The sequence below is a fragment of the Streptomyces sp. NPDC031418 genome, from assembly GCF_055581605.1.
The window spans coordinates 114,068-139,165 of sequence record NZ_JBVIJC010000010.1 but is presented as its reverse complement, the minus strand read 5'-3'; the positions used below and the strand labels follow the sequence as shown (position 1 = coordinate 139,165).

General features: G+C 73.9%; 15 protein-coding genes. 11 read left to right on the top strand and 4 right to left on the bottom strand.

Annotation, left to right across the window (positions count from 1 at the left end):
* The first annotated feature begins 3 nt into the window (after positions 1-3).
* The 8 genes from ACZ5CZ_RS16585 (at position 4) to moeZ (ending at position 10,153) form a co-directional block, all read left to right on the top strand.
* Positions 4-1,023 carry an ABC transporter permease gene (locus ACZ5CZ_RS16585; RefSeq protein WP_468943294.1) on the top strand — a complete coding sequence of 340 codons (1,020 nt, stop codon included), beginning with the start codon at positions 4-6 and terminating at the stop codon, positions 1,021-1,023.
* Positions 1,020-2,018: an ABC transporter permease gene (locus ACZ5CZ_RS16580; RefSeq protein WP_385840141.1), complete on the top strand. Its 999-nt coding sequence runs from the start codon at positions 1,020-1,022 to the stop codon at positions 2,016-2,018. Before ACZ5CZ_RS16585 ends, ACZ5CZ_RS16580 begins: the two co-directional genes overlap by 4 nt.
* Positions 2,015-3,607 carry a dipeptide ABC transporter ATP-binding protein gene (locus ACZ5CZ_RS16575; RefSeq protein WP_385840140.1) on the top strand — a complete coding sequence of 531 codons (1,593 nt, stop codon included), beginning with the start codon at positions 2,015-2,017 and terminating at the stop codon, positions 3,605-3,607. Before ACZ5CZ_RS16580 ends, ACZ5CZ_RS16575 begins: the two co-directional genes overlap by 4 nt.
* A 200-nt stretch (positions 3,608-3,807) precedes the next feature.
* Positions 3,808-5,523, top strand: coding sequence for a DUF3492 domain-containing protein (locus ACZ5CZ_RS16570; RefSeq protein WP_468943291.1), 1,716 nt, complete (start codon positions 3,808-3,810; stop codon positions 5,521-5,523).
* Between the two features lie 257 nt (positions 5,524-5,780).
* The gene (locus ACZ5CZ_RS16565) at positions 5,781-6,860 is read left to right on the top strand and encodes a hypothetical protein (protein WP_468943573.1); all 1,080 of its coding nucleotides are present in this window, start codon (positions 5,781-5,783) and stop codon (positions 6,858-6,860) included.
* A 357-nt stretch (positions 6,861-7,217) separates the two neighbouring features.
* Positions 7,218-8,174, top strand: coding sequence for an NAD-dependent epimerase/dehydratase family protein (locus ACZ5CZ_RS16560; RefSeq protein ID WP_385840138.1), 957 nt, complete (start codon positions 7,218-7,220; stop codon positions 8,172-8,174).
* Positions 8,162-8,911, top strand: a complete 750-nt coding sequence (locus ACZ5CZ_RS16555; RefSeq protein WP_385840137.1) for a spherulation-specific family 4 protein — start codon at positions 8,162-8,164, stop codon at positions 8,909-8,911. Before ACZ5CZ_RS16560 ends, ACZ5CZ_RS16555 begins: the two co-directional genes overlap by 13 nt.
* A gap of 63 nt (positions 8,912-8,974) precedes the next feature.
* Complete coding sequence (moeZ, locus tag ACZ5CZ_RS16550; RefSeq protein WP_385840135.1) at positions 8,975-10,153, top strand: adenylyltransferase/sulfurtransferase MoeZ; 1,179 nt, start codon at positions 8,975-8,977, stop codon at positions 10,151-10,153.
* An 85-nt stretch (positions 10,154-10,238) separates the two neighbouring features.
* Here moeZ and ACZ5CZ_RS16545 read toward each other — a convergent pair whose 3' ends face one another.
* The 4 genes from ACZ5CZ_RS16545 to ACZ5CZ_RS16530 all read right to left on the bottom strand — a co-directional run bounded on the left by ACZ5CZ_RS16545 (position 10,239) and on the right by ACZ5CZ_RS16530 (position 16,899).
* Positions 10,239-10,595: a carboxymuconolactone decarboxylase gene (locus ACZ5CZ_RS16545; protein ID WP_468943287.1), complete on the bottom strand. Its 357-nt coding sequence runs from the start codon at positions 10,593-10,595 to the stop codon at positions 10,239-10,241.
* Between the two features lie 137 nt (positions 10,596-10,732).
* Positions 10,733-12,277, bottom strand: coding sequence for an alpha/beta hydrolase (locus ACZ5CZ_RS16540; protein WP_468943285.1), 1,545 nt, complete (start codon positions 12,275-12,277; stop codon positions 10,733-10,735).
* 167 nt (positions 12,278-12,444) lie between these two features.
* Complete coding sequence (locus tag ACZ5CZ_RS16535) at positions 12,445-13,989, bottom strand: alpha/beta hydrolase (protein WP_468943282.1); 1,545 nt, start codon at positions 13,987-13,989, stop codon at positions 12,445-12,447.
* A gap of 81 nt (positions 13,990-14,070) precedes the next feature.
* A complete protein-coding gene (locus tag ACZ5CZ_RS16530) occupies positions 14,071-16,899 on the bottom strand; it encodes a lysylphosphatidylglycerol synthase domain-containing protein (protein ID WP_385840130.1) in 2,829 nt (942 codons plus the stop codon).
* Positions 16,900-17,066: 167 nt separating this feature from the next.
* On the opposite strand from ACZ5CZ_RS16530, the gene ACZ5CZ_RS16525 reads away from it, so the two are divergent.
* The 3 genes from ACZ5CZ_RS16525 (at position 17,067) to ACZ5CZ_RS16515 (ending at position 25,050) form a co-directional block, all read left to right on the top strand.
* A complete protein-coding gene (locus ACZ5CZ_RS16525) occupies positions 17,067-17,453 on the top strand; it encodes an MGMT family protein (RefSeq protein ID WP_385840128.1) in 387 nt (128 codons plus the stop codon).
* 257 nt (positions 17,454-17,710) lie between these two features.
* The gene (locus ACZ5CZ_RS16520) at positions 17,711-21,409 is read left to right on the top strand and encodes an ATP-dependent helicase (protein WP_468943278.1); all 3,699 of its coding nucleotides are present in this window, start codon (positions 17,711-17,713) and stop codon (positions 21,407-21,409) included.
* Between the two features lie 161 nt (positions 21,410-21,570).
* Positions 21,571-25,050 carry a UvrD-helicase domain-containing protein gene (locus ACZ5CZ_RS16515; RefSeq protein WP_468943276.1) on the top strand — a complete coding sequence of 1,160 codons (3,480 nt, stop codon included), beginning with the start codon at positions 21,571-21,573 and terminating at the stop codon, positions 25,048-25,050.
* Positions 25,051-25,098 lie beyond the last annotated feature (48 nt).

Below are 25,098 nucleotides of genomic sequence, written 5' to 3'. Positions count from 1 at the left end.
GCCGTGAGCGAGGCACTTGTCGCCGTCGAGACCGCGGGGGCGGACACCGCCGCCTCCGCGGTCTCGGGGGCCCGTCAGTTCTGGCGGCGGCTGCGGGCGCAGCGCGCCGCCCTGGTCGCCGCGGCCGTCGTCGCGCTGCTCGTCCTGGTCGCGCTCGCCGCGCCGCTGCTCACCGCCCTGGAGGGCCAGGACCCCACCAGCTACCACCCGGCGCTGATCGACTCCGCGCGCGGCGGCGTGCCCGTCGGCTCCCTCGGCGGCATCGGCGCCGACCACTGGCTCGGCGTCGAACCGCAGACCGGCCGTGACCTGTTCGCCCGGCTGGTGTACGGGGCGCGGGTGTCCCTGGGCGTCGCGCTGGGCGCCACGGTGGTGCAGGTGGTCCTCGGCCTCGCCATGGGCGTCGCCGCCGGCCTCGGCAACCGCTGGGTCGACCTGGTCCTGAGCCGCGTGACCGACATCTTCGTCGCCATGCCGCTGATGATCATGGCGCTGGCGCTGCTGGCCGTCGTACCGGACGGCTTCCCCCGGCCGGTGCTCGTCGCCCTCGTCATCGCCCTGGTCAGCGGCTGGAGCACCACCGCGAAGATGGTGCGGGCGCAGACCCTCACCCTGAAGAACCTCGACCATGTCGCCGCGGCCCGGCTCAGCGGCTGGAGCACCGGCCGGATCGCCGTCCGGGAGCTGCTCCCGGGACTCGCCGCGCCGGTCATCACCTACGCGGCCCTGCTGATCCCCGCGAACATCAGCGCCGAGGCGGCCCTGTCCTTCCTCGGCGTCGGCGTCAAGCCGCCCACGCCCTCGTGGGGACAGATGCTCACCTCCGCCGACGTCTGGTACCAGGCGGCCCCGCAGTATTTGCTGCTGCCCGCCGCCGCCCTGTTCGTGACCGTGTTCGCGCTGACCGTCCTCGGCGACGGCGTCCGCGTCGCCCTGGACCCGCGCGCGGCCTCCCGGCTGCGCATCGGCACCGGCCGCAAGCGCGAGGCCCGGGCGACCGTGCGGAAGGAGGACCGGGCATGAGCGGCCTCACCGGTTTCGTACTGCGCCGCCTGATCGGCGCCGTGGTCACCCTGTTCGCGCTCTCGGTGATCATCTACGTCGTCTTCTACGTCACCCCCGGCAACGTCGCCCAGATCACCTGCGGCCCCCGCTGCTCCCCGGAACAGGTCCACCAGGTCGCGCAGCAACTGCACCTGGACGACCCGCTGTACGTCCGCTTCGGCCACTTCGTGCAGGGCATCTTCGCGGGCCAGGACTTCTCGACCGGCACCGGTGTCGAGCACTGCGCGGCACCCTGCCTCGGCGAGTCGTACCAGAGCGGCCGGCAGGTCACCGACATCATCCTCACCAAGCTCCCGGTGAGCTTCTCGCTGGTGCTCGGCGCGATGGTGATCTGGCTGCTGCTCGGCATCGGCACCGGCGTGCTGTCCGCGTGGCGGCGCGGCCGTCTCACCGAGCGGATCCTGACCACGGTCACCCTGGCGGGCGTCGCCACACCCGTCTTCGTCATCGGCCTCGTCCTGATGATCGTCGTCTGCGGCGAACTGGAGCTGCTGCCCTTCCCGGAGTACGTGGCCTTCACCGACGACCCCGAACAGTGGGCGTGGAACCTGCTGCTGCCCTGGCTCTCGCTCGCCCTCATCGAGGCGGCCAACTTCGCCCGCCTGACCCGGGCGTCGATGCTGGAGACGCTGGCCGAGGACCACATCCGCACGTTCCGCGCCTACGGCGTCGGCGAGCGCGCGCTGATCGTGCGGCACGCGCTGCGCGGGGCGACGGCGTCCGTCATCGCGCTCAACGCCGTCACCTTCGGCTCGGCCGTCGGCGGTGCCGTGCTCACCGAGACCCTGTTCGGCCTGCCCGGCATCGGCCAGGAGCTGGTGCGCGCCGTGAAGGTCGTCGATCTGCCGGTGGTCGTCGGGATGGTCCTGGTCATCGGATTCTTCGTGGTCATCGCCAACGCCGTCGCGGACGTGCTGTACGCGGTGGCCGACCGACGGGTGGTGCTCGTATGAGCCTGGTGGAAGTGACGGACCTGACCGTCGAGTTCGGCGCGCTGCGGGCCGTGGACGGGCTCTCCTTCAGCCTGGCGAAGGGCGGCGCGCTGGCCCTCGTCGGCGAGTCCGGATCCGGCAAGTCCACGGTCGCGGGTGCCCTGCTGGGTCTGCACCGGGGCACCGGCGCCCGGGTCGGGGGCACGGTCCGGGTGGCCGGCACCGACGTGCAGACGGCCACCGACGAGGAGCTGCGACGGCTGCGCGGCGCCCGCGCCGCCATGGTCTTCCAGGACCCGCTGTCCTCCCTCGACCCCTACTACGCGGTCGGCGACCAGATCGCCGAGGTGTACCGCGTGCACACGCGCGTGTCGCGCCGCGCCGCACGCGCGCGTGCCGTGGAGGTGCTCGACCGGGTCGGCATCCCGGACGCGGTACGGCGCTCCCGGTCGCGCCCGCACGAGTTCAGCGGCGGCATGCGCCAGCGCGCGCTCATCGCCATGGCGCTCGCCTGCGAGCCCGAGCTGCTGATCGCCGACGAGCCGACCACCGCGCTCGACGTCACCGTCCAGGCCCAGATCCTCGATCTGCTGCACACGCTGCGCGAGGAGACCGGCATGGGCCTGCTGCTCGTCACCCACGACGTGGGCGTGGCCGCCGAGAGCGTCGACGAGGTGCTCGTCATGCGGCACGGCAGGGCCGTCGAGCACGGCCCCGTGGGAGAGGTCCTCGCGGCGCCCGCGCAGTCGTACACCCGCGAACTCCTCGACGCCGTCCCGCGCGTGGACGCGCGCCGCACCGGCTCCCGGGCCGCTGACGAGGTCGTGCTGGAGGCCACCGGGGTGCGGCGCGAGTTCGGGCGCGGCAGACGGGCGTTCGCCGCCGTGGACGACGTCTCGCTGACCCTGCGGCGGGGCGAGACCCTCGGCGTCGTCGGCGAGAGCGGCAGCGGCAAGACCACGCTCGGCCGCATGCTGGTCGGACTGCTGGAGCCGACGGCCGGTGCCATCCGCTACGCGGGCCGTCCGCACACCGGCGTGCATCCCGCCGTGCAGATGGTCTTCCAGGACCCCGTCTCCTCCCTCAACCCGCGCCGCAGCGTGGGCGAGTCCGTCGCCGACCCGCTGCGCGCGCGGGGCGAGCGCGACGAACGGCGCATCAGGCAGCGCGTGACAGAACTGCTGGAGCGCGTGGGGCTCGAAGGGGCGCACTACGACCGCTACCCGCACGAGTTCAGCGGCGGCCAGCGCCAGCGCATCGGCATCGCCCGCGCGCTCGCCGCCGAGCCGCGCGTCATCGTCTGCGACGAGCCGGTCTCCGCGCTGGACGTCACCACCCAGGCCCAGGTGGTCGCCCTGCTCGGCGAACTCCAGCGGGAACTGGGCCTCGCGCTGGTCTTCATCGCGCACGACCTCGCCGTCGTCCGCCAGGTCAGCGACCGGGTGGCGGTCATGCGCAAGGGCCGACTGGTCGAGTACGGCCCGGCCGACGAGGTGTACGACAGCCCGCGCGAGGCGTACACCCGCCAACTTCTGGCCGCCGTACCCGCGCTCGACCCGGAACTGGCCGCGCGGCGCCGCGCGGCCCGCCGCGCACCCGCCGTGGCGTAACGTTTCGTGCACGCGCGATAGCACTGTGCCGCCTTAGCGCCGGGAAACGCGACCCGCACGCGAAAGTTACGTCCGTTCACCCCTTTTGGTGGCGCGATGGACAACCGTCCGTCGCGCCACCGCCTTGTCCGCTTACGTTCGTCCCGCTGCGAGCCGCCGGACGACGGCGGCTCACCGAACGGGAGATCGGGGGTGCACACGTGCGCATCGGACTGCTGACGGAGGGTGGCTACCCGTATGTGAGCGGTGACGCCGGACTCTGGTGCGACCGGCTCGTGCGCGGGCTCGATCAGCACGAGTTCGACATCTACGCGCTCAGCCGCAGTAGGCGCCAGGAGGACGAGGGCTGGGTCCCGCTCCCACCGCAGGTCGGCCGGGTGCGAACGGCACCGCTGTGGACGGCCGAGGACGACGGGGCCGGGTACGGGCGGCGCGCGCGCCGGCGCTTCACCGAGTGCTACGGCGAGCTGGTCGGCGCGGTCTGCGCCGGGACCGAAACCGTCGCAGGCGGTGGTGCGGACGGCTCGGCCGATGGTGTGGCGGACCGTTTCGGCACCGCGCTGTACGGACTCGCCGAACTCGCCCGCGAGCACGGTGGACTGGTCGGCGCCCTGCGCTCCGACACCGCCGTACGCACCCTGGAACGCGCCTGCCGCGCCCCCGGCGCGCTGCGCACGGCGCGCGAGGCGCGGGTCCCCGAACTGCTCGCCGTCGCCGCGCACCTCGAACGCGCCCTGCGCCCCCTCTCCCTCGACTGGTACGGCGACGCCGACCTCGGCGCGGCCGATCTGTGCCACGCCACCGCCGGCGGCCCGGCCGCCCTCCCCGGGCTGCTCGCCCGGCACTTCTGCGGTGTGCCGCTGCTGGTCACCGAGTACGGCGTGCAGCTCCGCTCGCACTACCTGGCCCTCGGCCCCGACGCCGCCGCCCCCGCCGTACGCGCGCTCCTGGCCGCCTTCCACGGCCGGCTCGCCGCGGAGGTCTACCGCCGGGCCGAGATCCTCACCCCCGGCAACGCACACGCCCGCCGCTGGCAGGAACGCTGCGGTGCCGACCGGGCCCGGATCCGCACGGTCCACCCGGGCATGGACGCCGCCCGCTTCACGGAGGCCGGCGAGTCCCCGGACCGCGCCGACCCGGACACCCTGGTCTGGGTCGGCCGGGTCGAGCCCACCAAGGACCTGATCTCCCTGCTGCACGCCTTCGCCGAGGTCCGCAAGGAGGAACCCACGGCCCGGCTGCGGATCGTCGGCGCGCCGGCCGGCCCCGAGGGCGAGGCCTACCTGGGCCACTGCCGGGGGCTCGCCGCCCAGCTCTTCCCGGACGAGGCGGAGGGCGCGCACGCCGTCGGCGACAACCCCGTCTCCTTCGAGGAGATCGGCGGCCCCGAGGCACCCACCCTGCCGGACGCGTACGCCGCGGGCGCCGTCGTGGTGCTCTCCAGCGTGGTGGAGGGCTTTCCGATCAGCCTGGTCGAGGCCATGTTCTGCGGCCGGGCCACGGTGTCCACGGACGCCGGAGCCGTGGTGGAGGTCATCGGCGGCACCGGTCTCGTCGTGCCCCCGCGCAACCCCCGGGCGCTCGCCGAGGCGTGCGTGGCGCTGCTGCGCGACCCCGAGCGCCGTGCGCGCCTCGGTGCCGCCGCGCGCGCCCGGGCGCTCGAACTGTTCACCGTCGAGCAGAACATCGCGGCATTTCACGGCATTTACCTGGAGATCGTTTCGCACTGCCCGGTGCGCCGGGTGGTCCTGGGCGAGACCGGGGAGCCCCTGCCGTTCGCCGCCCCCGCCGAGTCCCGCGTCCCCGGCGACTGGACCGGCCCCACGGCGCGCGTCCTTCCCCGGTCCGTCCCGGCCTGGGCCACGGGCGCGCCGGTACGGGCGACCTCGCTGGCGGCAGTGGAGGGGGCGCGGTGAACGAGGCGGAGGAAACGGCGGTGCCCCGCCCGGGGAGGGGCTCGGACGGCCCCGGGATGCCGAGCGGTGCGGATCCGTGGGACGCGCGGTCGCGGGCCATGGTGCCCTCGGCCGGCGCGAGCGCGCCCGCGTCGGCCGGGCCCCGGGCCCAGGCCGAGCCCGCCCCGCCGACCGGCCCCGGCCGGGTGGGTGTCGTCGCCGGTCCGCAGCCGGTCGCAGGGCGCGGCCCCGCACCCCGGCGGGCCGGTGCCGACCCCGTGAAGGCCCTGCTGCACCGGCACCGCGAGCTGTGCGAGCGGGCCGTGGACCCGCTGGAGATCGCGGCCGGCCTGGAGGTGCACGGGGTCACCGACCGGACCGCCGTGCGCTTCCGGCACCGGGACGTCTTCTCGCTCGCCGAAGAGCTGTACGCGCGCGTGCCGCGCACCGGCGAACCGCGCCCCGGGCCCGAGCCGCCGCCCGTGCCCCGGGTCCGTCCCGGCTGGGTCCTGCTCACCCTGCTGCCCGGGGCGCTCGGCACGGCCACCGTGGCGGGACTCCGCCTCACCGCCGGCCAACCGCGCCTGCTGGTCGGCCTCGGCGGCATCCTCGCCGTGGCGCTCGCCCTGCGCGCCGCACTGCGCCAGGGCCCCCTCGCCGCACCGCCCGGCACGCACACCTGGCGGACGGCGAGCGGCACGCGCGTGTGGACGCTGTGGCTGCTGGCCTACGCCCTCTTCGGCGACGGACTGCTGCGGGCGGTCGACAGCGGCGGGCCCGACGCCCTGCCCACCGGCGCCCCGGACGGCCCCTGGCCCACCGCCACCGCGCCGGTCCTGGCACTCCTGCTGGCCTGCGCCCCGGCTGCCTGGTGCGCGCACCTGCTCACCGCCGGCGCCCGCCGCAGGCTCGCCGGCAGCCGGGGCCTGGAGGAGTTCCGGGACGCGGCGAAACCGCTGCTCTTCGGCACCTTCGCCCTGTTCCTGGGCGCGCTCGCCGCGCTGCTCCCGCTGTGCGGCACCGTCCTGCACGAGCCGGTGGCCTACGGGCAGCCCCTCGCGCTGGGCGCGCTCCTGCTGCTCGCCCGGCTGCTCGCCGTGCACCACCACCGGCACGCCCCCGCCCTCGCCCTGGGAGCCGCCGCGGCCACCGAGGCCATGACCCTCGCCCTGCTCCTGGCCGGCCGGCTGCCCGGCTGCGCGGTCCTCGCGACGCCCGCCCGCACCCTGATCACCGCCTGGGGCGCCACCGTCGTACCGGTACTCGCCTGCGGCACCGCCGCCCTGGCCCTGCTGCTGCACGCCGGCCGCACCCTCACCCAGGCCTCGGCCCACGCGCCCACAGGAGCATCCGAGTGAACCAGGGAGTACCGAGCGACCACGAGAGCACCTGAGTGAGCACGGGCGCGCCCGAGCGACGACCTGCGCACCTGAACGACCACCGGAGCGCCCGAGCCGCCCCGGAGCGCCCCGAGTGAATCGTGCGCCGCCGGACCGGCACGCCACCGGAGGCACCTCGCACCACCCCCCTGAAGGAGAACACCAGATGACCACCGCCCGCCCCCGAGCGTCCGCAGCCACCGGAGCCCTCCGCACACCCGGACCGGCCGGAGCCCCCGGATCCACCGGGACCCCCGCCGGGCCCCTCGCGCCGGCCCTCGCCGGGGCTCTCACGCCGGTCCGTACCACCGGCGCGCACACCCCGGGAGGCGCGCGATGAGGGTTCTGCTGATCGGAGCCAACGGCTACCTCGGCCGCTTCGTCGCCGACCGCCTGCTCGCCGACCCCGCCGTCCAGCTCACCGCGCTCGGCCGCGGCGACGACGCCGACGTCCGCTTCGACCTCGCCACCGGCAGCCCCGGCGCGCTCACCCGCTTCCTCGACGCGGTCCACCCCGGAGTCGTGATCAACTGCGCCGGCGCCACCCGGGGCGGCGCCCGCGAACTGACCCGGCACAACACGGTCGCCGTCGCCACCGTCTGCGAGGCGCTGCGCCGCAGCGGCTGCGGCGCCCGGCTGGTGCAGATCGGGTGCAGCTCCGAGTACGGCCCCAGCCAGCCCGGCTCCTCCACGGCCGAGGACGCCGTACCGCGCCCCGGCGGCCCGTACGGCGTGAGCAAGCTCGCCGCGACCGAACTGGTCCTTGGCTCCGGCCTCGACGCGGTCGTCCTGCGCGTCTTCTCGCCCGCCGGCCCCGGCACCCCGGCCGGCTCCCCGCTCGGCCGGCTCGCCGAGGCCATGCGGCGCGCGATGCAGTCCGGCGACGGCGAACTCAAGCTCGGCGGCCTCGGCGTCCAGCGCGACTTCGTCGACGTCCGCGACGTCGCGCGCGCCGTGCACGCCGCCTCGCTCTCCGCCGCGCAGGGCGTCATCAACATCGGCTCCGGCCGCGCCGTCCGCCTCAGAGACGCCGCCGCCGTCCTCGCGCGCGTGGCCGGATACGGCGGCGCCCTGCACGAACTCGACACCCCGCCCGGACCGCTGCGCGCGGCCATCGGTCACCCCCGCGCCGATCACGACGGGGTCCCGGTCGCGTACCCGTACCCGGACGGCTGCGGCAGCTGGCAGCAGGCCGATGTGCGCACCGCCCGCGACCGGCTCGGCTGGCGGCCCCGGATCAACCTCGAGGAGTCCCTGGCCGACATCTGGATGGAGGCGGCATGCCGCATCTGACCGGCGGTGCGCCGGCCGCCACCGGCACCGGCCTGCGCACCGCCCTCGGCATCCCCGGCTACGCCCACCCGCTCGTCGCCCCCGCCCAGTGGGCCGAACTCGCCCGCCCCGGAGTGCCGGTGGACTGGGTCGTCCTCGATGTGGCCGCGGGCCCCGGCAGCCGCCCCGACCCGCACTGCCTGGAGGCCACCGGACGGCTGCGCGGCGCCGGCGTCCGGGTCCTGGGCCACCTGGACCTCACCTACGGCGCCCGGGTCTTCGGCGACCTGCTCGCCGACGCGCACCGCTATCTGGACTGGTACCGGGTCGACGGCTTCCTGCTGGACCGCTGCCCCGGCGGGCGCGCCGCCCTGTCCGAGGTCCGGCGCGCGGTCACCACTCTCCGGGCGATCAGTGACAGCGCTCACATCGTCCTCGGGCACGGCAGCCACCCGTACCCGGGCTACGCCGAGCAGGCCGACCAGCTGGTGACCTTCGCCGGCCCGTGGAGCGAGTACCGCTGGTCGCAGGCGGCCGAGTGGACCGCCGACTACCCGCCCGACCGCTTCTGCCACTTCGTGCACGGGGTGCCCCGGGGCCATCTGGAGGAGGCGCTGCGCATCGCGCGCTGGCAGGGCGCGGCGACGATCTACTTCACGGACCACACCGACCGGGACGGCCGCACCGGCCCCTGGGAGACCATGCCCGGCTACTGGGACGACATTGTCTCGCGTATCGGAACAGGTGTCTCGGAATGAAGATGGCCATGGCAGTGTTACGAGGAGAACATCTGTAGTGATTGACCGACCAACGGAGTTCCCGTGTCGCTGCCACCCCTGGTCGAGCCAGCTGATGAGCTCACCGTAGACGAGGTCCGCAGGTACTCCCGCCACCTGATCATCCCCGATGTGGGCATGGACGGGCAGAAGCGGCTGAAGAACGCCAAGGTGCTCTGTGTGGGCGCCGGCGGCCTGGGCTCGCCGGCGCTGATGTACCTGGCCGCCGCGGGCGTGGGCACGCTGGGCATCGTGGAGTTCGACGAGGTCGACGAGTCGAACCTGCAGCGCCAGATCATCCACAGTCAGTCCGACATCGGCCGCTCCAAGGCCGCGTCCGCGCGTGACACCGTCCAGGGCATCAACCCGTACGTCAACGTGGTCCTGCACGAGGAGCGGCTCGAGGCCGACAACGTGATGGACCTGTTCAGCCAGTACGACCTGATCATCGACGGCACGGACAACTTCGCGACCCGCTACCTGGTCAACGACGCGTGCGTGCTGCTGAACAAGCCGTACGTCTGGGGTTCGATCTACCGCTTCGACGGCCAGGCCTCGGTCTTCTGGTCGGAGCACGGCCCCTGCTACCGCTGCCTCTACCCGGAGCCCCCGCCGCCGGGCATGGTCCCCTCCTGCGCCGAGGGCGGCGTCCTGGGCGTGCTCTGCGCGTCCATCGGCTCCATCCAGGTCAACGAGGCCATCAAGCTCCTCGCGGGCATCGGCGAGCCGCTGGTCGGCCGCCTGATGATCTACGACGCCCTGGAGATGACCTACCGCCAGGTCAAGGTCCGCAAGGACCCCAACTGCGCGGTCTGCGGCGAGAACCCGACCGTCACCGAGCTCATCGACTACGAGGCCTTCTGCGGCGTCGTCTCCGAGGAGGCCCAGGAGGCGGCCGCCGGTTCGACGATCACTCCCAAGCAGCTCAAGGAGTGGATCGACGACGGCGAGAGCATCGAGATCATCGACGTCCGTGAGCCGAACGAGTACGAGATCGTCTCCATCCCGGGCGCCAAGCTGATCCCGAAGAACGAGTTCCTGATGGGCACGGCTCTGGAGAGCCTCCCGCAGGACCGGAAGATCGTCTTGCACTGCAAGACGGGTGTCCGCAGTGCGGAAGTCCTGGCGGTCCTGAAGTCCGCGGGCTTCGCCGACGCGGTCCACGTCGGCGGCGGCGTCATCGGCTGGGTCAACCAGATCGAACCGCACAAGCCGGTCTACTGATCACAGGTCCCGCCGGCCAGCGGGACTGACGAAGCCCACGGCTCTGAGCTGCTCAGATGCCGTGGGCTTCCGGCAGTGTGGGTGTCTAGGAGACGGGACGGCTGTCGGCTTCGGCCTGGGCGATGGCTTCGGCTTCGCTGTCGGCCAGGGCGAGTGCGACACCGAACGCCTGGGCTATGTGGCCTGCGGCCGACATGACGCGTGCTGTCCCGACGACGGGAGCGATGGCGACGAGCAGGTCCTGGAGCTGTTCGACCGTGAACTCGGCCTTGATCGCGGGGTTGATGTGGGCCAGGTAGGAGATCGCTGGTGCGTCCATGGCCACGAGTGCGGCGATGCGGGACAGGATCAGCGTGCGCTCGTCCATGTGGCAGTGCTCGATGGAGTCGATCGTCATGGCGGCGATCGTGTCGAGTACCGGAGTCTCAGGTGCAGCAGCCATGATTGGCCCGCCTTCTTGCGATGTAAGGGAGTTGAGTTGCCACCCGCTCAAGCGGGACCCCCCTGCGCAGCAGCCGGATGCAACTCAAGCGTAGGCACGCTCAGATGGCCGCGCACGTCGAGCCGGACTGCCGGACGTCATGAGCAGACCGTGCCGTCCTTCGGGACGGTTCCGTGCAGCAGATAGGCGTTCACCGTCGAGTCGACACATTCGTTGCCGTTGCCGTACGCGCCGTGTCCCTCGCCCTTCCAGGTCAGCTCGACGCCGACCCCCTTGCCCAGCCCGTCGACCATCCGGCGCGCGCCCTCGTACGGGGTCGCCGGGTCGCCCGTGTTGCCGACGACCAGGACGGGTGCCGCGCCCGGTGCGCTCACCTCGGGGTGCTCGAACTGGCCCGGTACCGGCCAGTCGTGGCACCAGCCGGCCGTGTCCCAGCCCAGGAAGTCCCCGAACACCGGGGAGATCCGCTCGAACCGGGCGAGCCGCTTCCTCGTCTCGGCGGGCGTCGGCCGCTGCCGTTCGTCCAGGCACGATATGACCCGCTGGGAATGGGACACCGTGCCGTAGTGGCCCGTCGCGTCCCGCTCGTTGTAGTCGTCCGCGAGGGCGAGCAGCGGCGCACCGTCGCCCCGCTCCGCCGCGTCCAGGGCGCGGGTCAGTGTCGGCCAGCTGGACTGGCTGTACAGCGGCAGCACGATCCCGGTGACCGCGAGCGTCTGGGTGAGCCTCCGCCCGGAGGACGCGGGCAGCGGCTCGGCGTCGAGCCGCTTCAGCAGACCGGCGATCTTCTGCGAGCCCTGAGCGGGGTCCTGGCCGGTGGACTTCAGATAGTCGTCCAGCGCCCGCTGGAAGCCGCGGGCCTGGTTCTCGGCCTGCCCCACCGTGTCCGCCGTGGGGTCCACCACCGCGTCCAGGACCAGCCGCCCCACGTGGGCCGGGAACAGGTGGGCGTAGACGCCGCCGAGTTCGGTGCCGTAGGAGATGCCGACGTAGTGCATCCGGGTGTCGCCGAGGACCTGGCGCATCAGGTCCATGTCGCGGGCGGTGTCCGTGGTGGACACATGGGACAGCAGCCGGCCGGCGGCCTTCTGGCAGCCCTTGCCGAAGTCGGCGGCGTCCGCCAGATACGCCTTCTCCTCGGCCGGGGTGTCCGGTGTGGCGTCCACGTCCTCGGCGGCCTCGAGCTGCCGGTCGCCGCGGCAGCGCACGCCCTCGCTCCCGCCGACCCCGCGCGGATCCCAGCTCACCAGGTCGTAGTGCTCGCGCAGGGCGGCGGCGGTGGCCGCGTAGTACGGCAGCGTCGACACGCCCGAGCCGCCGGGGCCGCCGAAGTTGAACAGCAGCGAGCCGATGCGGTCGCCGCCGGTCGCCTGCGCGCGGATCAGGGCGAGCCCGATCGTCGTACCGCCCGGCCGGGACCAGTCGAGCGGCGCCGTGAGGGTCGCGCACTGCCAGTCGGCGCTCGGCGCGGGCGAGCCATCGGTGGCCTTGCAGCCGTGCCAGTCGAGGTGCTGGGAGGTCAGGGAGGCCGGCAGGGCCGCCGAGGTGTGCCTCGCAGATGGGGGAGGCGCCGTGCCCTTGCCCTCGCCCGTGTTCTTCCCCTCGTCCGACGCGCCACCGCCGCAGCCGGCCACCAGCAATGCGGCGGCCACGGCGGCCGCCCACCGCGAGACTCGCACCATGCGCACCCCCCTGACAGGCCCTGCGCGTCGTGCCGCGCCGGGCGTTCAGGCCATGGTAGGCGCCCCGGGCCAAGCCCGTGCGGGCCTGTGGATAACTCTCTGACCTGCGAGTTTACCGAGATTTCTTGGGTCGGACGCGTCCGCACTCGGGCGCGGTGCGCAGGGCGTCAGGAGCAGACCGTGCCGGGCTTGGGTTCCGTGCCGTCGAGCAGGTAGCCGTTCACCGCGCTCTGCACGCACCTGTTCTTGCTGTCGTACGCGCCGTGCCCCTGGCCCTTGTACGTCAGCTCGACGGCGACGCCCTTGCCGAGCGCGTCCACCATCTTCTTCGCGCCCTCGTACGGCGTGGCCGGGTCGCCGGTGTTGCCGACGACGAGGATGGGCGCCGACCCGGACGCGCTGACATCGGGATGGTCGGCCGCGCCCGGCACCGGCCAGTCGGTGCAGCTGATCATGGACCAGGCCAGGTAGTCGCCGAACAGCGGGGAGGCGGCGCGGAACTCGGGCAGCTTCCGCTGGACGTCGTCGGCGGTGTACCGCGGCTTCTCGTCGGCGCAGTTGATGGCGATGTTCGCCGCGGTGATGTTGCTGTACTCGCCGTTCTCGCTGCGGCCGTTCATCGAGTCCGACAGCAGCATGAGCACCTTGCCGTCGCCCTCGTACGCCTGCGCCAGGCCTTCGGTGAGGTACTCCCAGAAGTCCTTGGAGTACAGGGACTGCGCGATGCCGTTGGTGGCGGCGGTCTGGGTGAGCTGGCGCGGGAAGATCCCCGGGATCGGCTTCTTCTCCAGGTCGTTCAGCAGTTTCGCGATGCGGTCCTTGACGTCCTGGGCGGTGTTCCCGATCGGGCATTCCGTGCTCTTCGAGGTGCAGTCCGCGGCGAAGTTGTCGAGCGCGAGCTGGAACCCCTCGGCCTGCCCGAGCGCGCTCTGTTCCGGGTTCTGGGTGGGGTCGACGACGGCGTCGAGGACGGCGCGGCCGACGTTCTTCGGGAACAGGTGGGCGTAGACCCCGCCGAGTTCGGTGCCGTAGGAGATGCCGAAGTAGTGGAGTTTGGCGTCGCCGAGGACCTGGCGCATCAGGTCCATGTCGCGGGCCGCGTCCGTGGTGCGCACGTACGGCAGGATGCGCTGGGATTTCTTCTGACAGGCCGCGTTGAACTGCTTGGTGCGGTCCAGGAGTTGGGTGCGCTCGGCGCTGTCGTCGGGGGTCGCGTCCTGCTGGAAGTACACGTCCAGCTGGGAGTCGCTCTCGCACTTCACCGGTGCGCTGCGGCCGACCCCGCGCGGGTCGAAGCTGACCAGGTCGTAACGGGTGCGCAGGGCGGCGTAGTCGGTGCCGAACGCGGGCAGTGTGCTGACCCCGCTGCCGCCCGGGCCGCCGAAGTTGAACACGAGCGAGCCGATCCTTCTGCTCGCCGGACCGCTGGCCCTGGCACGGATGAGGGCGATGCCGATGGTGTCGCCCTTGGGCTTGCTCCAGTCCAGGGGCGCCTGCATGGTGGCGCACTGCCAGGTTCCGCCGTTCGGCAGCGGTGACGGGGCGCTGCCGCCGCCCTCCGCCTCGGAGGGTGCGGGGCAGTCCTTCCAGTCCAGCTTCTGCGCCGTGAGATCCCCGTCCTTCTTGCCGTCACCGCATCCGGCCAGCAGGGCGCAGAGCAGCACGGCTGCGGTGGTCAGGACGGTGGCGCGGCAGCGGGAGGGGTTCGCCATGCTCCCATCCTGGGGGCGCGCACGCCGGGGCGCTCGGGGCGCGGGCCGTCCGAGGTACGCCGGCGGCCCGCGCCGGGGCCGCTACAGGGCTCCCTTGCGGCTCAGGTGGTTGAAGGCCAGCCAGCCCGGCAGTACCGGGAGCCACAGGGTCAGCAGCCGGTACAAAAGCACGGCCGGCGCGGCGACCTCCTTGGGCAGGCCGACGGCGATCAGACCGACCGTGAGGGTCGCCTCCACCGCGCCCACGCCGCCCGGGGTGGGCGCCGCGGATCCGAGCGCGTTGCCGGCGAGGAAGACCACGGCGACGCTGGCGATGCTCAGCGAGGTCGAGCCGTCGCCGAACGCCCGGATGGAGGCGTCCAGGCACATCACGAAGCAGAAGGTCAGCAGCAGGATGCCGCCGATGCCGGTGATGAGCTTCTGCGGCCGCTGGAGCACGTCGAGCATGCGGGGCACCACACCCGCGAACAGCGACCTCACGCGCGTGACGACGAATTTCCGCAGGAACGGCACCGAGGTCACCACGAGCACCAGCACCGCGACCGTCAGCAGACCCGCGATGACCGTCCGGGACGGCGACAGGGACGGCGTCTTCTCGGTGCCGGTGAGATAGCCGAAGGACAGCAGCATCAGGATGTGGCAGCCGAGCCCCGCCAGCTGCGACGCGCCCACGCTCGCCACCGCGAGCCCCGGCCGGACCCCCGCGCGCTGGAGGTACCGCGTGTTGAGGGCCACACCGCCCACCGCGGCCGGTGCCACGATCTTCACGAACGAGCCGGCGACCTGAGCCGCCGCCGCCCGCAGGAACGGCACCCGCTCGGGCACGAACCCGAGCAGCTGCATCGCCGCCGCGACATAGCTGACCGCCGAGAACAGCACGGCCGCCACGACCCAGCCCCACTGCGCGTGGGCGACCAGCGGACCGAACTCGATGTGTGTGAGCTGCGTCAGCAGGAAGTACGCGCCGATGGCACCGGCGATGAAACTGATCAGGGTGCGCGGCCGCACCCGCTCCAGCCGGGCCGGCTCCACCGGTGCCTGCGGCCTGATCCGCAGCACCTCGTGGCGGATCTGGGTGAGCAGATCCTCCTCGCGCGCTTCCTCGATGGCTTCGTCGATGGCCCGCTTCTCGGCCCGGGCCTCGGCGCGTACGGCCTTCTTGTCGGCCTTTCTGCCGGCCTTGGCGGAGACGCCCGCGCCGTCGTCCTGCGCGGCTTCCTCCAGCCGGGCCTGCTTGGCTTGCCGGGAGGCCTCCAGGACCGCCTCACGCTCGCGCTGGGCCCGCTCCCGGGCCAGTCTGCGCAGCGTCGCGCGCGTGGAGCGGGTCAGGGCGATCGGCTGGAGCAGCGGCAGACAGTCGGCGACCGCGTCCGGCCCGAGCACCCGGACCGCCGAGGCCACGGCCCGCTCGGCACCCACGCGCAGTCCGAGGGTGGTGAGCAGCTGGGCCACGTCCATGCGCAGCAGCAGATCGCCGGCCGCGATCTCGCCGCCGCGCAGCTCCGTGAGGATCACCGTGCCGGAACGATCCACCAGAACCGCGTCACCGGCCAGCCTGCGGTGTGCGATGCGCCGGGACTGCAACGCCCGCACCTGCTGCCAGGTGTTCCGCAGCAGCTCGTCGGTGATCTCCTCGTCGGCCAGCGAGTCCAGGGTGCGCCCGCCGGTGTGCTCGTAGACGAGCATCACCGCGTCGGGGCCCAGCTCGGAGGTGGCGATCAGCTTGGGCGCGTTGGCGCCCGCCGCGATCGCCGCGTACGCCAGCAGCGCCTCCTGCTCCAGGGCCTGACGCAGGGATTGCAGGCTGGAGCGGGTGGCGAAGCCGCGCAGGGTCAGATTGCGCCAGGCCCGGTAGAAGAAGCCCTGCGCCTGCTGCTCCCGGTCGACGACCGTGACGTCCAGCGGCGGACCGTCCTCCAGGGTGACGAAGTAGCGCCGGCCGCGGTCGCCGTTCTCCGTCTCGGAGGTCTCCTCGCGGGCCGCGCTGAGCGGGCGGAAACCGACGTGCCTGAGGCCCGCCATCAGGGTCTGCCCGGTGGGCCGCACATTGGGCGAGCCGACGGCGTACAGGGTGCCGTAGGCGATGGTCCAGCCGATCAGCACCGTCAGGATGATCGAGAACGGTGTCGTGTAGCCGGTGACCAGCATCGAGAACGCGTCGAGCAGCAGCACGATCCACAGCACCGCGCGCCAGCGGGGTCTGCGGGACATGCCGACGGCCGTCATATAGGCGATGACGGGCGCCAGATAGCCGTGCACCGGGTCGGTGAGCGCGTGCAGGTCGCCCGGCGCGGGCTGGGTCAGCGCCTCCTGGATCGAGTCCGGGGCGGCCCGGGCGACCCACAGGTCGGTGGCCAGGGTCACACCGTGGGCGAGGACGGCCGCCAGGACGCCGTCGGCGATGCGCAGCCCGTCGCGTTTGATCAGCCGCTCGATCGCGAAGGCGACCGGGACCAGCAGGATCGCGATGCTGGACGCCAGCCCGGCGAATCTGATCAGCAGGTCGGGGGCCTGGCCGGTGCCCTTGTTGATGTCCTGTTCGAGGCCCGAGGTGGTGCCGTGCGCGAATCCGGCGATCGCCAGCACCACGACGATGGCGAGCACGCCGACCAGGAGCCGCATCAGGTCGGAGGGGCGGTGCACGCGCGCGGGGAGCAGGGGTTCGTCGCCCTCCACCGCCTCGGCGTGCGCGTCGTCGCCGGCGCCGCGGTCGGGCGGCGGATTCTGGGGGATGTGCTCCCCCTCGGCCGCGGTGTCGTCGCCACGCGCGCGCGTGGCGTCGTCCGTGGGTCTGCTGGTGTCGTCCCCGTGCGCCTTCTGGGCGTCATCGCCCGCGGGGGCGGGGCCGGGGCGCGCGGCGGCGCCAGGGGTGCCCGCCGCGCCTTCGGGGTGCACACCCTGCTGATTCATGGTCTCTTCTTGGTCTCGTATCACCGGTCACCGCCCGCACGATGGTGGCATGCCCCGCCGACACGCGCGGGCATCAGGGTGCGGATGCGCGGGCGCACAGTCTGCCGGAAGCGCAGCCGCGGAGCGAGTGGGCCGCGCTGTCGGAGGGGTGCGGCAGGATGGGCCGAATGAGCGAGCAGAGCCCCGCCGGGGACACCCCAGAGGCGCACGGCGACGCGCTGCCGGAGTACGCGGAGCGGGTCCTCCAGGTCGCCGAGCTGATCCCGCCCGGCCGGGTGATGACCTACGGGGACGTCGCCGAGTGGCTCGAGGAGGGAGGTCCCCGCCAGGTCGGCCGGGTGATGTCCCTCTACGGCGGCGCGGTGCCGTGGTGGCGGGTCGTACGGGCCGACGGCGTGCTGCTGCCCGGACACGAGCTGCGGGCGCTCGCCCACTACCGCGCGGAGGGCACGCCGCTGAAGCAGGCGGGCCGGGCCGCGGAGGGCCATCTGCCGCGGCTCGACATGCGGCGCGCCCGCTGGGACGGCGGCGCAGGTGCTGAGGCTCACACCTGACAGCTTCCGCCATCGGCGGCCGCCGGGGACGAGCCGTGGTCCGAACGGGTGACGGCGGGGACACCCGGGGCATGACGTACGTTCGATGGGTACGGGACTCGCGTGACGCGGGCGCCGCGAGGGAAGAAACGGAAGTCCTCCTTCCGCCCTGAGCCGCGGCGTAGCGTCGGCTGCGCGTGTCCCCTTCACCCCGCGGCCACCGCCTCGCGCGCGTGACCGCCTGCCCACCAGCACAACCACCAGGACCGGCCGACCACGTGAGCTCCTCTTCCTCCACCAGGCACCAGCCGCACCCCCAGGTGCGGCCGGGGAGCCGTGGCGCTTACCGACTGGTTCGTACCCCGCCGGACCGCGTGGACTCCCCTCGCCTGGACGCGGCCCAGCAGACCGTGGTCGACCACGGCTCGGGCCCGCTGCTCGTCCTCGCTGGCCCCGGCACCGGAAAGACCACCACCCTGGTCGAGTCCGTCGCCGGGCGCATCGCGCGGGGCGCCGACCCCGAGCGGATCCTGGTCCTCACCTTCAGCCGCAAGGCGGCCGTCGACCTGCGCGACCGCATGGCCCTGCGCATCGGTGCCGCCCGCGCGCCCCGGGCGACCACCTTCCACTCGTACGCCTACGCCCTGCTCCGCGCCCACCAGGACAGCGGCCTGTTCGCCGAGCCGCTGCGTCTGCTCTCCGGCCCCGAGCAGGACGTCACCGTCCGTGAGCTGCTCGCCGGTCAGCCCGAGCTGGAGCGGCTCGGCCTGAACCATGTGCGCTGGCCGGACGAGCTGCGCGCCTGCCTCACCACACGCGGTTTCGCCGACGAGGTCCGCGCGGTGCTCGCCCGCACCCGTGAGCTGGGGCTCGCGCCCGCCGCGCTGGACGCCTTCGCCCGCCGTACCGGCCGCCCCGACTGGCGGGCGGCCGCGGCGTTCCTCGCCGAGTACCTCGACGTGCTCGACCTCCAGGGCGTGATCGACTACGCGGAACTCGTCCACCGCGCGGTGCTGCTCGCCCGCCGCCCCGAGGTCGCCGCCCGGCTCGCCGGCCAGTACGACGCCGTGTACGTGGACGAGTACCAGGACACGGACCCCGCCCAGGTGCGGCTCCTGCACGCGCTGGCCGGCGGCGGCCGCACCCTGGTGGCCTTCGGCGATCCCGACCAGTCGATCTACACCTTCCGGGGCGCCGACGTGAACGGCATCCTCGACTTCCCCGCGGCCTTCCCGCGCCCGGACGGACGCCCCGCGCCCGTGCAGGTGCTGCGCACCTCCCGGCGCTCCGGAGCCGCCCTGCTGGCCGCGACCCGGCTGATCACCCAGCGCATGCCCCTGCCCCGGCTGCCCGCCGACACGGTCCGCACCCACCGCGAGCCGACGGCCGTACGGGACGGCGGCCGCGTCGAGGTCTACACGTACCCGACGCTCGGTACGGAGATGGACAACATCGCGGACATCCTGCGCCGGGCGCACCTGGAGGACGGCGTCCCCTGGCGCGAGATGGCCGTCCTGGTACGGGCCGGCTCCCGCAGCCTGCCCACCCTCCGCCGCGCCCTCACCGCGGCCGGTGTCCCCCTGGACATCGACGGCGACGATCTCCCGCTGCGCCACGAACCGGCCGTGGCCCCCCTGCTGACAGCCCTCCGCGCGGTCGCCACCGCGGAAGCGCGGCGCCAGGAAGGCACGCGGCCGACGATCCCGGCGACCGACACGGAGACGGCCTCCGGCGGGACGGCCTCCGGCGGGGCGGGCTCCGGTGAGGCGGCTCCGGCCGGGACCTCCTCTGAGGCGGCCTCCGGGGTGGCCGACGCCGAGGCGGCACCCGGCGAGCCGGGCTCCCGTGAGGTGGCTCCCGGCATGGGGACCTCGTCCGGCGAAGCCTCTGACCAGGCTGACGGAGCACCCTCGTCCGGCGAAGCCTCTGACCAGGCTGACGGAGCACCCTCGCTCGGCGAAGCCTCTGACCAGGCTGACGGAGCACCCTCGCTCGGCGAAGCCTCTGACCAGGCTGACGGAGCACCCTCGCCCGGCGAAGCCTCCGGCCCGGCCGACGGAGCACCCTCCGCCGACGGTGCCGGCGCCTCTGCCCTGGGCGACTGTTGGCTGGACACCGAGACCGCGCTCACCCTGCTCGCCTCCCCCCTCGCCGGTATGGACGCCGCCGATCTACGTCGTCTCGGGCGTGCCCTGCGCGACGAGGAGCGGGCCGCCGGGAATCCGCTGCCGCCGCCGTCCGACGAGCTGCTCACGCGGGCGCTCGCGGAGCCCGAGCGCCTGGCGGTGCACGACCCGGCCTACGCGCGCGGTGCGCAGCGCCTCGGCGCGCTGCTGCGCACCGCACGGGAACGCCTCGCGGCCGGCGGCACGGCCGAGGAGGCACTGTGGGACCTCTGGGACGGCACACCCTGGCCCGGGCGGCTGGAGCGGGCCGCCCGGCGCGGCGGCGCGGCGGGCCGCAACGCCGACCGCGACCTGGACGCCGTCTGCGCGCTGTTCGCCACCGCCGCGCGCGCGGAGGAGCGCACCGGAGGCCGTGGCGCCCTGAACTTCCTGGAGGAGATCGAGGCCGAGGACATCGCGGCCGACACCCTCACCCGCCGCGTGGTGCGGCCCGAAGCCGTCCGCCTGATGACCGCGCACCGCGCCAAGGGCCTGGAGTGGCGGCTGGTCGTCGTCGCCGGCGTCCAGGAGGGGCTCTGGCCCGACCTGCGCCGGCGCGGCTCGCTGCTGGAGGCCGACCGGATCGGCCGGGACGGACTCGCCGAACCGCTGACCCCGGGCGCGCTGCTCGCCGAGGAACGCCGCCTGTTCTACGTCGCCGCCACGCGCGCGCGTGAACGGCTCGTCGTCACCGCCGTGAAGGCCCCGGCCGACGACGGCGACCAGCCCTCCCGGTTCCTGACCGAACTCGGCGTCGAGCCGAAGGACGTCACCGGCCGTCCGCGCCGTCCGCTGTCGGTCGCCGCACTCGTCGCCGAGCTGCGCGCGACCACGGTCGATCCGCGCGTGTCCGCCGCGCTGCGCGAGGCGGCCGCCCGCCGGCTGGCCCGGCTGGCCGCGCTCGCCGACGAGGACGGCCGCCCGCTGGTGCCGTCCGCGCACCCCTACCGCTGGTGGGGGATGTTCGAGCCCACCGAGAGCAGGGTGCCGCTGCGCCGCCCCGACGAGCCCGTCGTCCTCTCCGGCAGCGCGCTCGACCAGCTCGCCAACACCTGCGCGCTGCAATGGTTCCTCGGCCGCGAGGTCAAGGCGGACGCGCCCGCGACGACCGCGCAGGGCTTCGGCAACGTCGTCCACGTCCTCGCCGACGAGGTCGCCTCCGGCCGTACCCCGGCCGACCTCGATGTGCTCATGGAGCGCCTCGACTCGGTGTGGAACGCGCTCGCCTTCGACGCGCCCTGGAAGTCCCGGCAGGAGAAGGACAACGCGCGCGTGGCGCTCGAGCGCTTCCTGAACTGGCACGTCCTGGACCGCGCGGGGCGCACCCCGGTGGCCAGCGAGCAGGACTTCGACGTCACCCTCGAAGCGGGCGGCTACCAGGTCCGCATCCGGGGCCAGATGGACCGCGTGGAGACCGACGGCGACGGCCGGGCCTATGTGGTCGACTTCAAGACCGGCAAGCAGGCGCCCAGCGCCGCCGAGGTGGCCCGCCACCCCCAGCTGGCCGTCTACCAGCTCGCCGTCCGCGAGGGCGCCGTCGACACCGCCTTCGCCGACGCCCGCCCCGATCCGGGCGGCGCCGAACTGGTCCACCTCAGACAGGGCGCCGCCAAACGCGACGGCGGCGAGACCCTGCCCAGGACGCAGGCGCAGGAGCCGCTGTCGGGGGAGTGGGTCGGCGACCTGCTGGCCACCGCAGCCGGGAAGGTCCTGGACGAGCGGTTCACCCCGAGCACCGGCCAGCACTGCACCCACTGCGCCTTCCGCGCCTCGTGCAGCGCCCGGCCCGAGGGCCGGCACGTGGTCGAGTGAGCCGACACCGGCGGGAGTGACGCACGGCCACCGGGGGGGGGAGTGACGCATGGCCGCCGGGGGAGTGACGCACGGCACGACCGCCGCTGACCTGCGTCTTCTCCGCCCGGACCGGTGGATGTGCGCTCGGCTGTCAGTGCCCGCCGCTAGCCTTTTCCGACATGCCCGCCCGTATCACCGACCCCGAGCAGCTCAAGGAGCTTCTCGGCATCCCGTTCACCCCGGAGCAGACGGCCTGCATCACCGCGCCGCCCGCCCCGCAGGTCATCGTGGCCGGAGCCGGATCGGGCAAGACGACCGTGATGGCGGCCCGCGTGGTCTGGCTGGTCGGCACCGGACAGGTCGCGCCGGAACAGGTCCTCGGCCTGACCTTCACCAACAAGGCCGCGGGCGAGCTGGCCGAACGCGTCCGCAAGGCACTCATCAAGGCCGGCGTCACCGACCCCGACGTCATCGACCCGGACAATCCGCCGGGCGAGCCGGTGATCTCCACCTACCACGCCTTCGCCGGACGGCTGCTCACCGACCACGGTCTGCGCCTCGGCCTGGAGCCCACCTCCCGGCTGCTCGCCGACGCCACCCGCTATCAGCTCGCCGCCCGTGTGCTGCGCGAGGCGCCCGGCCCCTACCCGGCGCTGACCCGCTCCTTCGCCGACCTGGTCAGCGACCTGCTCGCGCTCGACGCCGAACTGTCCGAACACCTCGTCACCCCCGAGGAACTGCGCGCCTGGGACGCCGACCTGCTGGACACCCTGCACGGCGCCAAGCTCACCAACGCCGACCTGCGCAAGGTCCCCGAGACCGCCGCCGCGCGCCGGGAACTCGCCGATCTCGTCCAGCGCTACCGGGCCGCCAAGCGCGAGCGGGACCTGCTCGACTTCGGCGACCAGATCGCCCTGTCCGCCCGTCTCGCCCGCATCCCCGAGGTGGGCCGGCTGCTGCGCGAGGAGTTCCGCGTCGTCCTCCTGGACGAGTACCAGGACACCTCCGTCGCCCAGCGCGTCCTGCTGGCCGGGCTGTTCGGTGCGGGCACCGGCCACCCGGTGACCGCCGTCGGCGACCCCTGCCAGGCCATCTACGGCTGGCGCGGCGCCTCCGTCGCCAACCTCGACGACTTCCCCACGCACTTCGCCCACGCCGACGGCCGCCCCGCCACCCGGCAGGCGCTCAGCGAGAACCGCCGCAGCGGCGGCCGCCTCCTCGACCTCGCCAACGGCCTCGCCGAGCCGCTGCGCGCCATGCACGCGGGCGTGCAGGCCCTGCGCCCGGCCCCCGGCGCCGAGTACGACGGCACGGTCCGCTGCGCGCTGCTGCGCACCCACGCCGAGGAGATCGACTGGATCGCCGACTCCGTCGCCCACCTCGTGCACACCGGCACGCCCCCCGGCGAGATCGCCGTGCTGTGCCGTACGGCCACCGACTTCGCCGAGATCCAGGGCGCCCTCGTCACCCGGGACATCCCCGTCGAGGTGGTCGGCCTGTCCGGGCTGCTGCATCTGCCCGAGGTCGCCGACCTCGTCGCCGTCTGCGAGGTGCTCCAGGACCCGGGCGCCAACGCCTCCCTGGTGCGGCTGCTGACCGGTCCGCGCTGGCGCATCGGCCCGCGCGATCTCGCCCTGCTGGGCCGGCGGGCCCGGCTGCTGGTCGCCCACGCGCGCGTGGCGGACACCGACGACCCGGACCGCCGGCTCGCCGCGGCCGTGGAGGGGGTCGACCCGTCCGAGGTGATATCGCTCGCCGACGCCCTCGACACCTTCGTCGACGCACCCGTGGAGACCGCCGCGGACGACGACGGGCTGCCGTTCTCGCCGGACGCGCGCGTGCGCTTCGCCCGCCTGGCCACCGAGCTGCGCGAACTGCGCCGCTCGCTGGCCGACCCGCTGATGGACGTACTGCACCGGGTCCTGGCCGTCACCGGCCTGGAGGTGGAGCTGTCGGCGTCCCCGCACGCCCTGGCCGCCCGCCGCCGCGAGACCCTGTCCAACTTCCTCGACGTCGCCGCCTCCTTCGCGGCCAGCGACGGCGAGGCCACCCTGCTGGCCTTCCTCGGCTTCCTGCGCACCGCCGCCCAGTACGAGAAGGGCCTCGACAACGCGCTGCCCGGCGGCGAGAACACCGTCAAGGTGCTCACCGCGCACAAGTCCAAGGGCCTGGAGTGGGACGTCGTCGCCGTGCCCGGCCTGGTCAGCGGCACCTTCCCCAGCGCCCAGGGCCGCGAGAAGTGGACCGCGCAGGCCAAGGTGGTCCCGCACGCCCTGCGCGGCGACGCCGACACCCTGCCCGACGCCGGATCCTGGGACGCGCGCGGCATGAAGGCGTTCCACGAGGCCATGAAGGAGCACCAGCACACCGAGGAGCTGCGCCTCGGCTACGTCACCTTCACCCGCCCGCGGTCCCTGCTGCTCGGCTCCGGCCACTGGTGGGGCCCCAGCCAGAAGAAGCCGCGGGGCCCCTCCGACTTCCTCAAGGCCCTGTACGACCACTGCGCGGCCGGACACGGCGAGATCGAGGCCTGGGCCGAGGAACCCGCCGAGGACGAGGAGAACCCGGCCCTCGGCACGCCCACGGCCGACCAGGTGTGGCCGCTGCCGCTGGACGCCGCGGCGCTGGCTCGCCGCCGCGCGGCCGCCGAGACCGTCCTCGCCCACCTGGACACCCTGGCCGCCCAGCCGGACGGCTCCCCGCCTGCGGCCCACGACCCCGCCGCCTTCGAGGATCCCGACTGGCCCCCGCCCCCGGACGACGAGGATCCGTACGGCCCGGACGCCTACGGCGACGAACCCCCGTACGACGATCCCGACGACTGGGACTCCTGGGGAGCGGACCGGCCGACGGTCCCGCACCAGGCGACCGCCCCCGCCGAGCCGGAACCCCGCCCCACCCGGGACGAGCGCACCCCCGAGGAGGAGCTGACCCCCGAGGAGGCCCGCACCGTCGCCTCCTGGGACCGCGACCTGGACGCCCTCACCGGCGAGCTGCTGCGCGCCCGCAGGACCGTCACGGACGTTCCGCTGCCCGCCAGCCTGACCGCGTCCCAGCTGCTGCTTCTCGCCGCCGACCCGGACGGGCTCGCACAGGAACTCGCACGCCCCATGCCGCGCCCCCCACAACCGGCCGCGCGCCGGGGCATCCGCTTCCACGCCTGGGTCGAGGCCCGCTTCGAGGAGCTGACGCTGCCCCTGCTGGAACCGGACGAGCTGCCGGGCAGCGACGCCGAGATCAGCGACGAGCGCGACCTGGAAGCCCTTAAAGAGGCCTTCGAACGCACCGAGTACGCCCGGCGCACCCCGTACCGGGTGGAGGCGCCCTTCCAGCTCACGCTCGCCGGCCGTGTCGTCCGCGGCCGCATCGACGCCGTCTACCGGAACGGACACGGGTCGTCGGCGACGTACGAGATCGTGGACTGGAAGACCGGTCACCACCGCACCGCCGACCCGCTCCAGCTCGCGGTGTACCGCCTGGCCTGGGCCGAGCAGCAGGGCGTGCCGCTCGCCTCGGTCACGGCCGCCTTCCTGTACGTGCGCAGCGGTGAGGTCGTACGCCCCGCGCACCTCCCGGACCGGGCCGCGCTGGAGCGGCTGCTCGACGGCGAACCGGAACCGGGCCCCGGTGTCACCGAAGTGACACGGGGCGGAACCTAGGTGTGACGAACCGCCCGCCGAGGATGTCGGTGCGGGCCGATAGGCTCG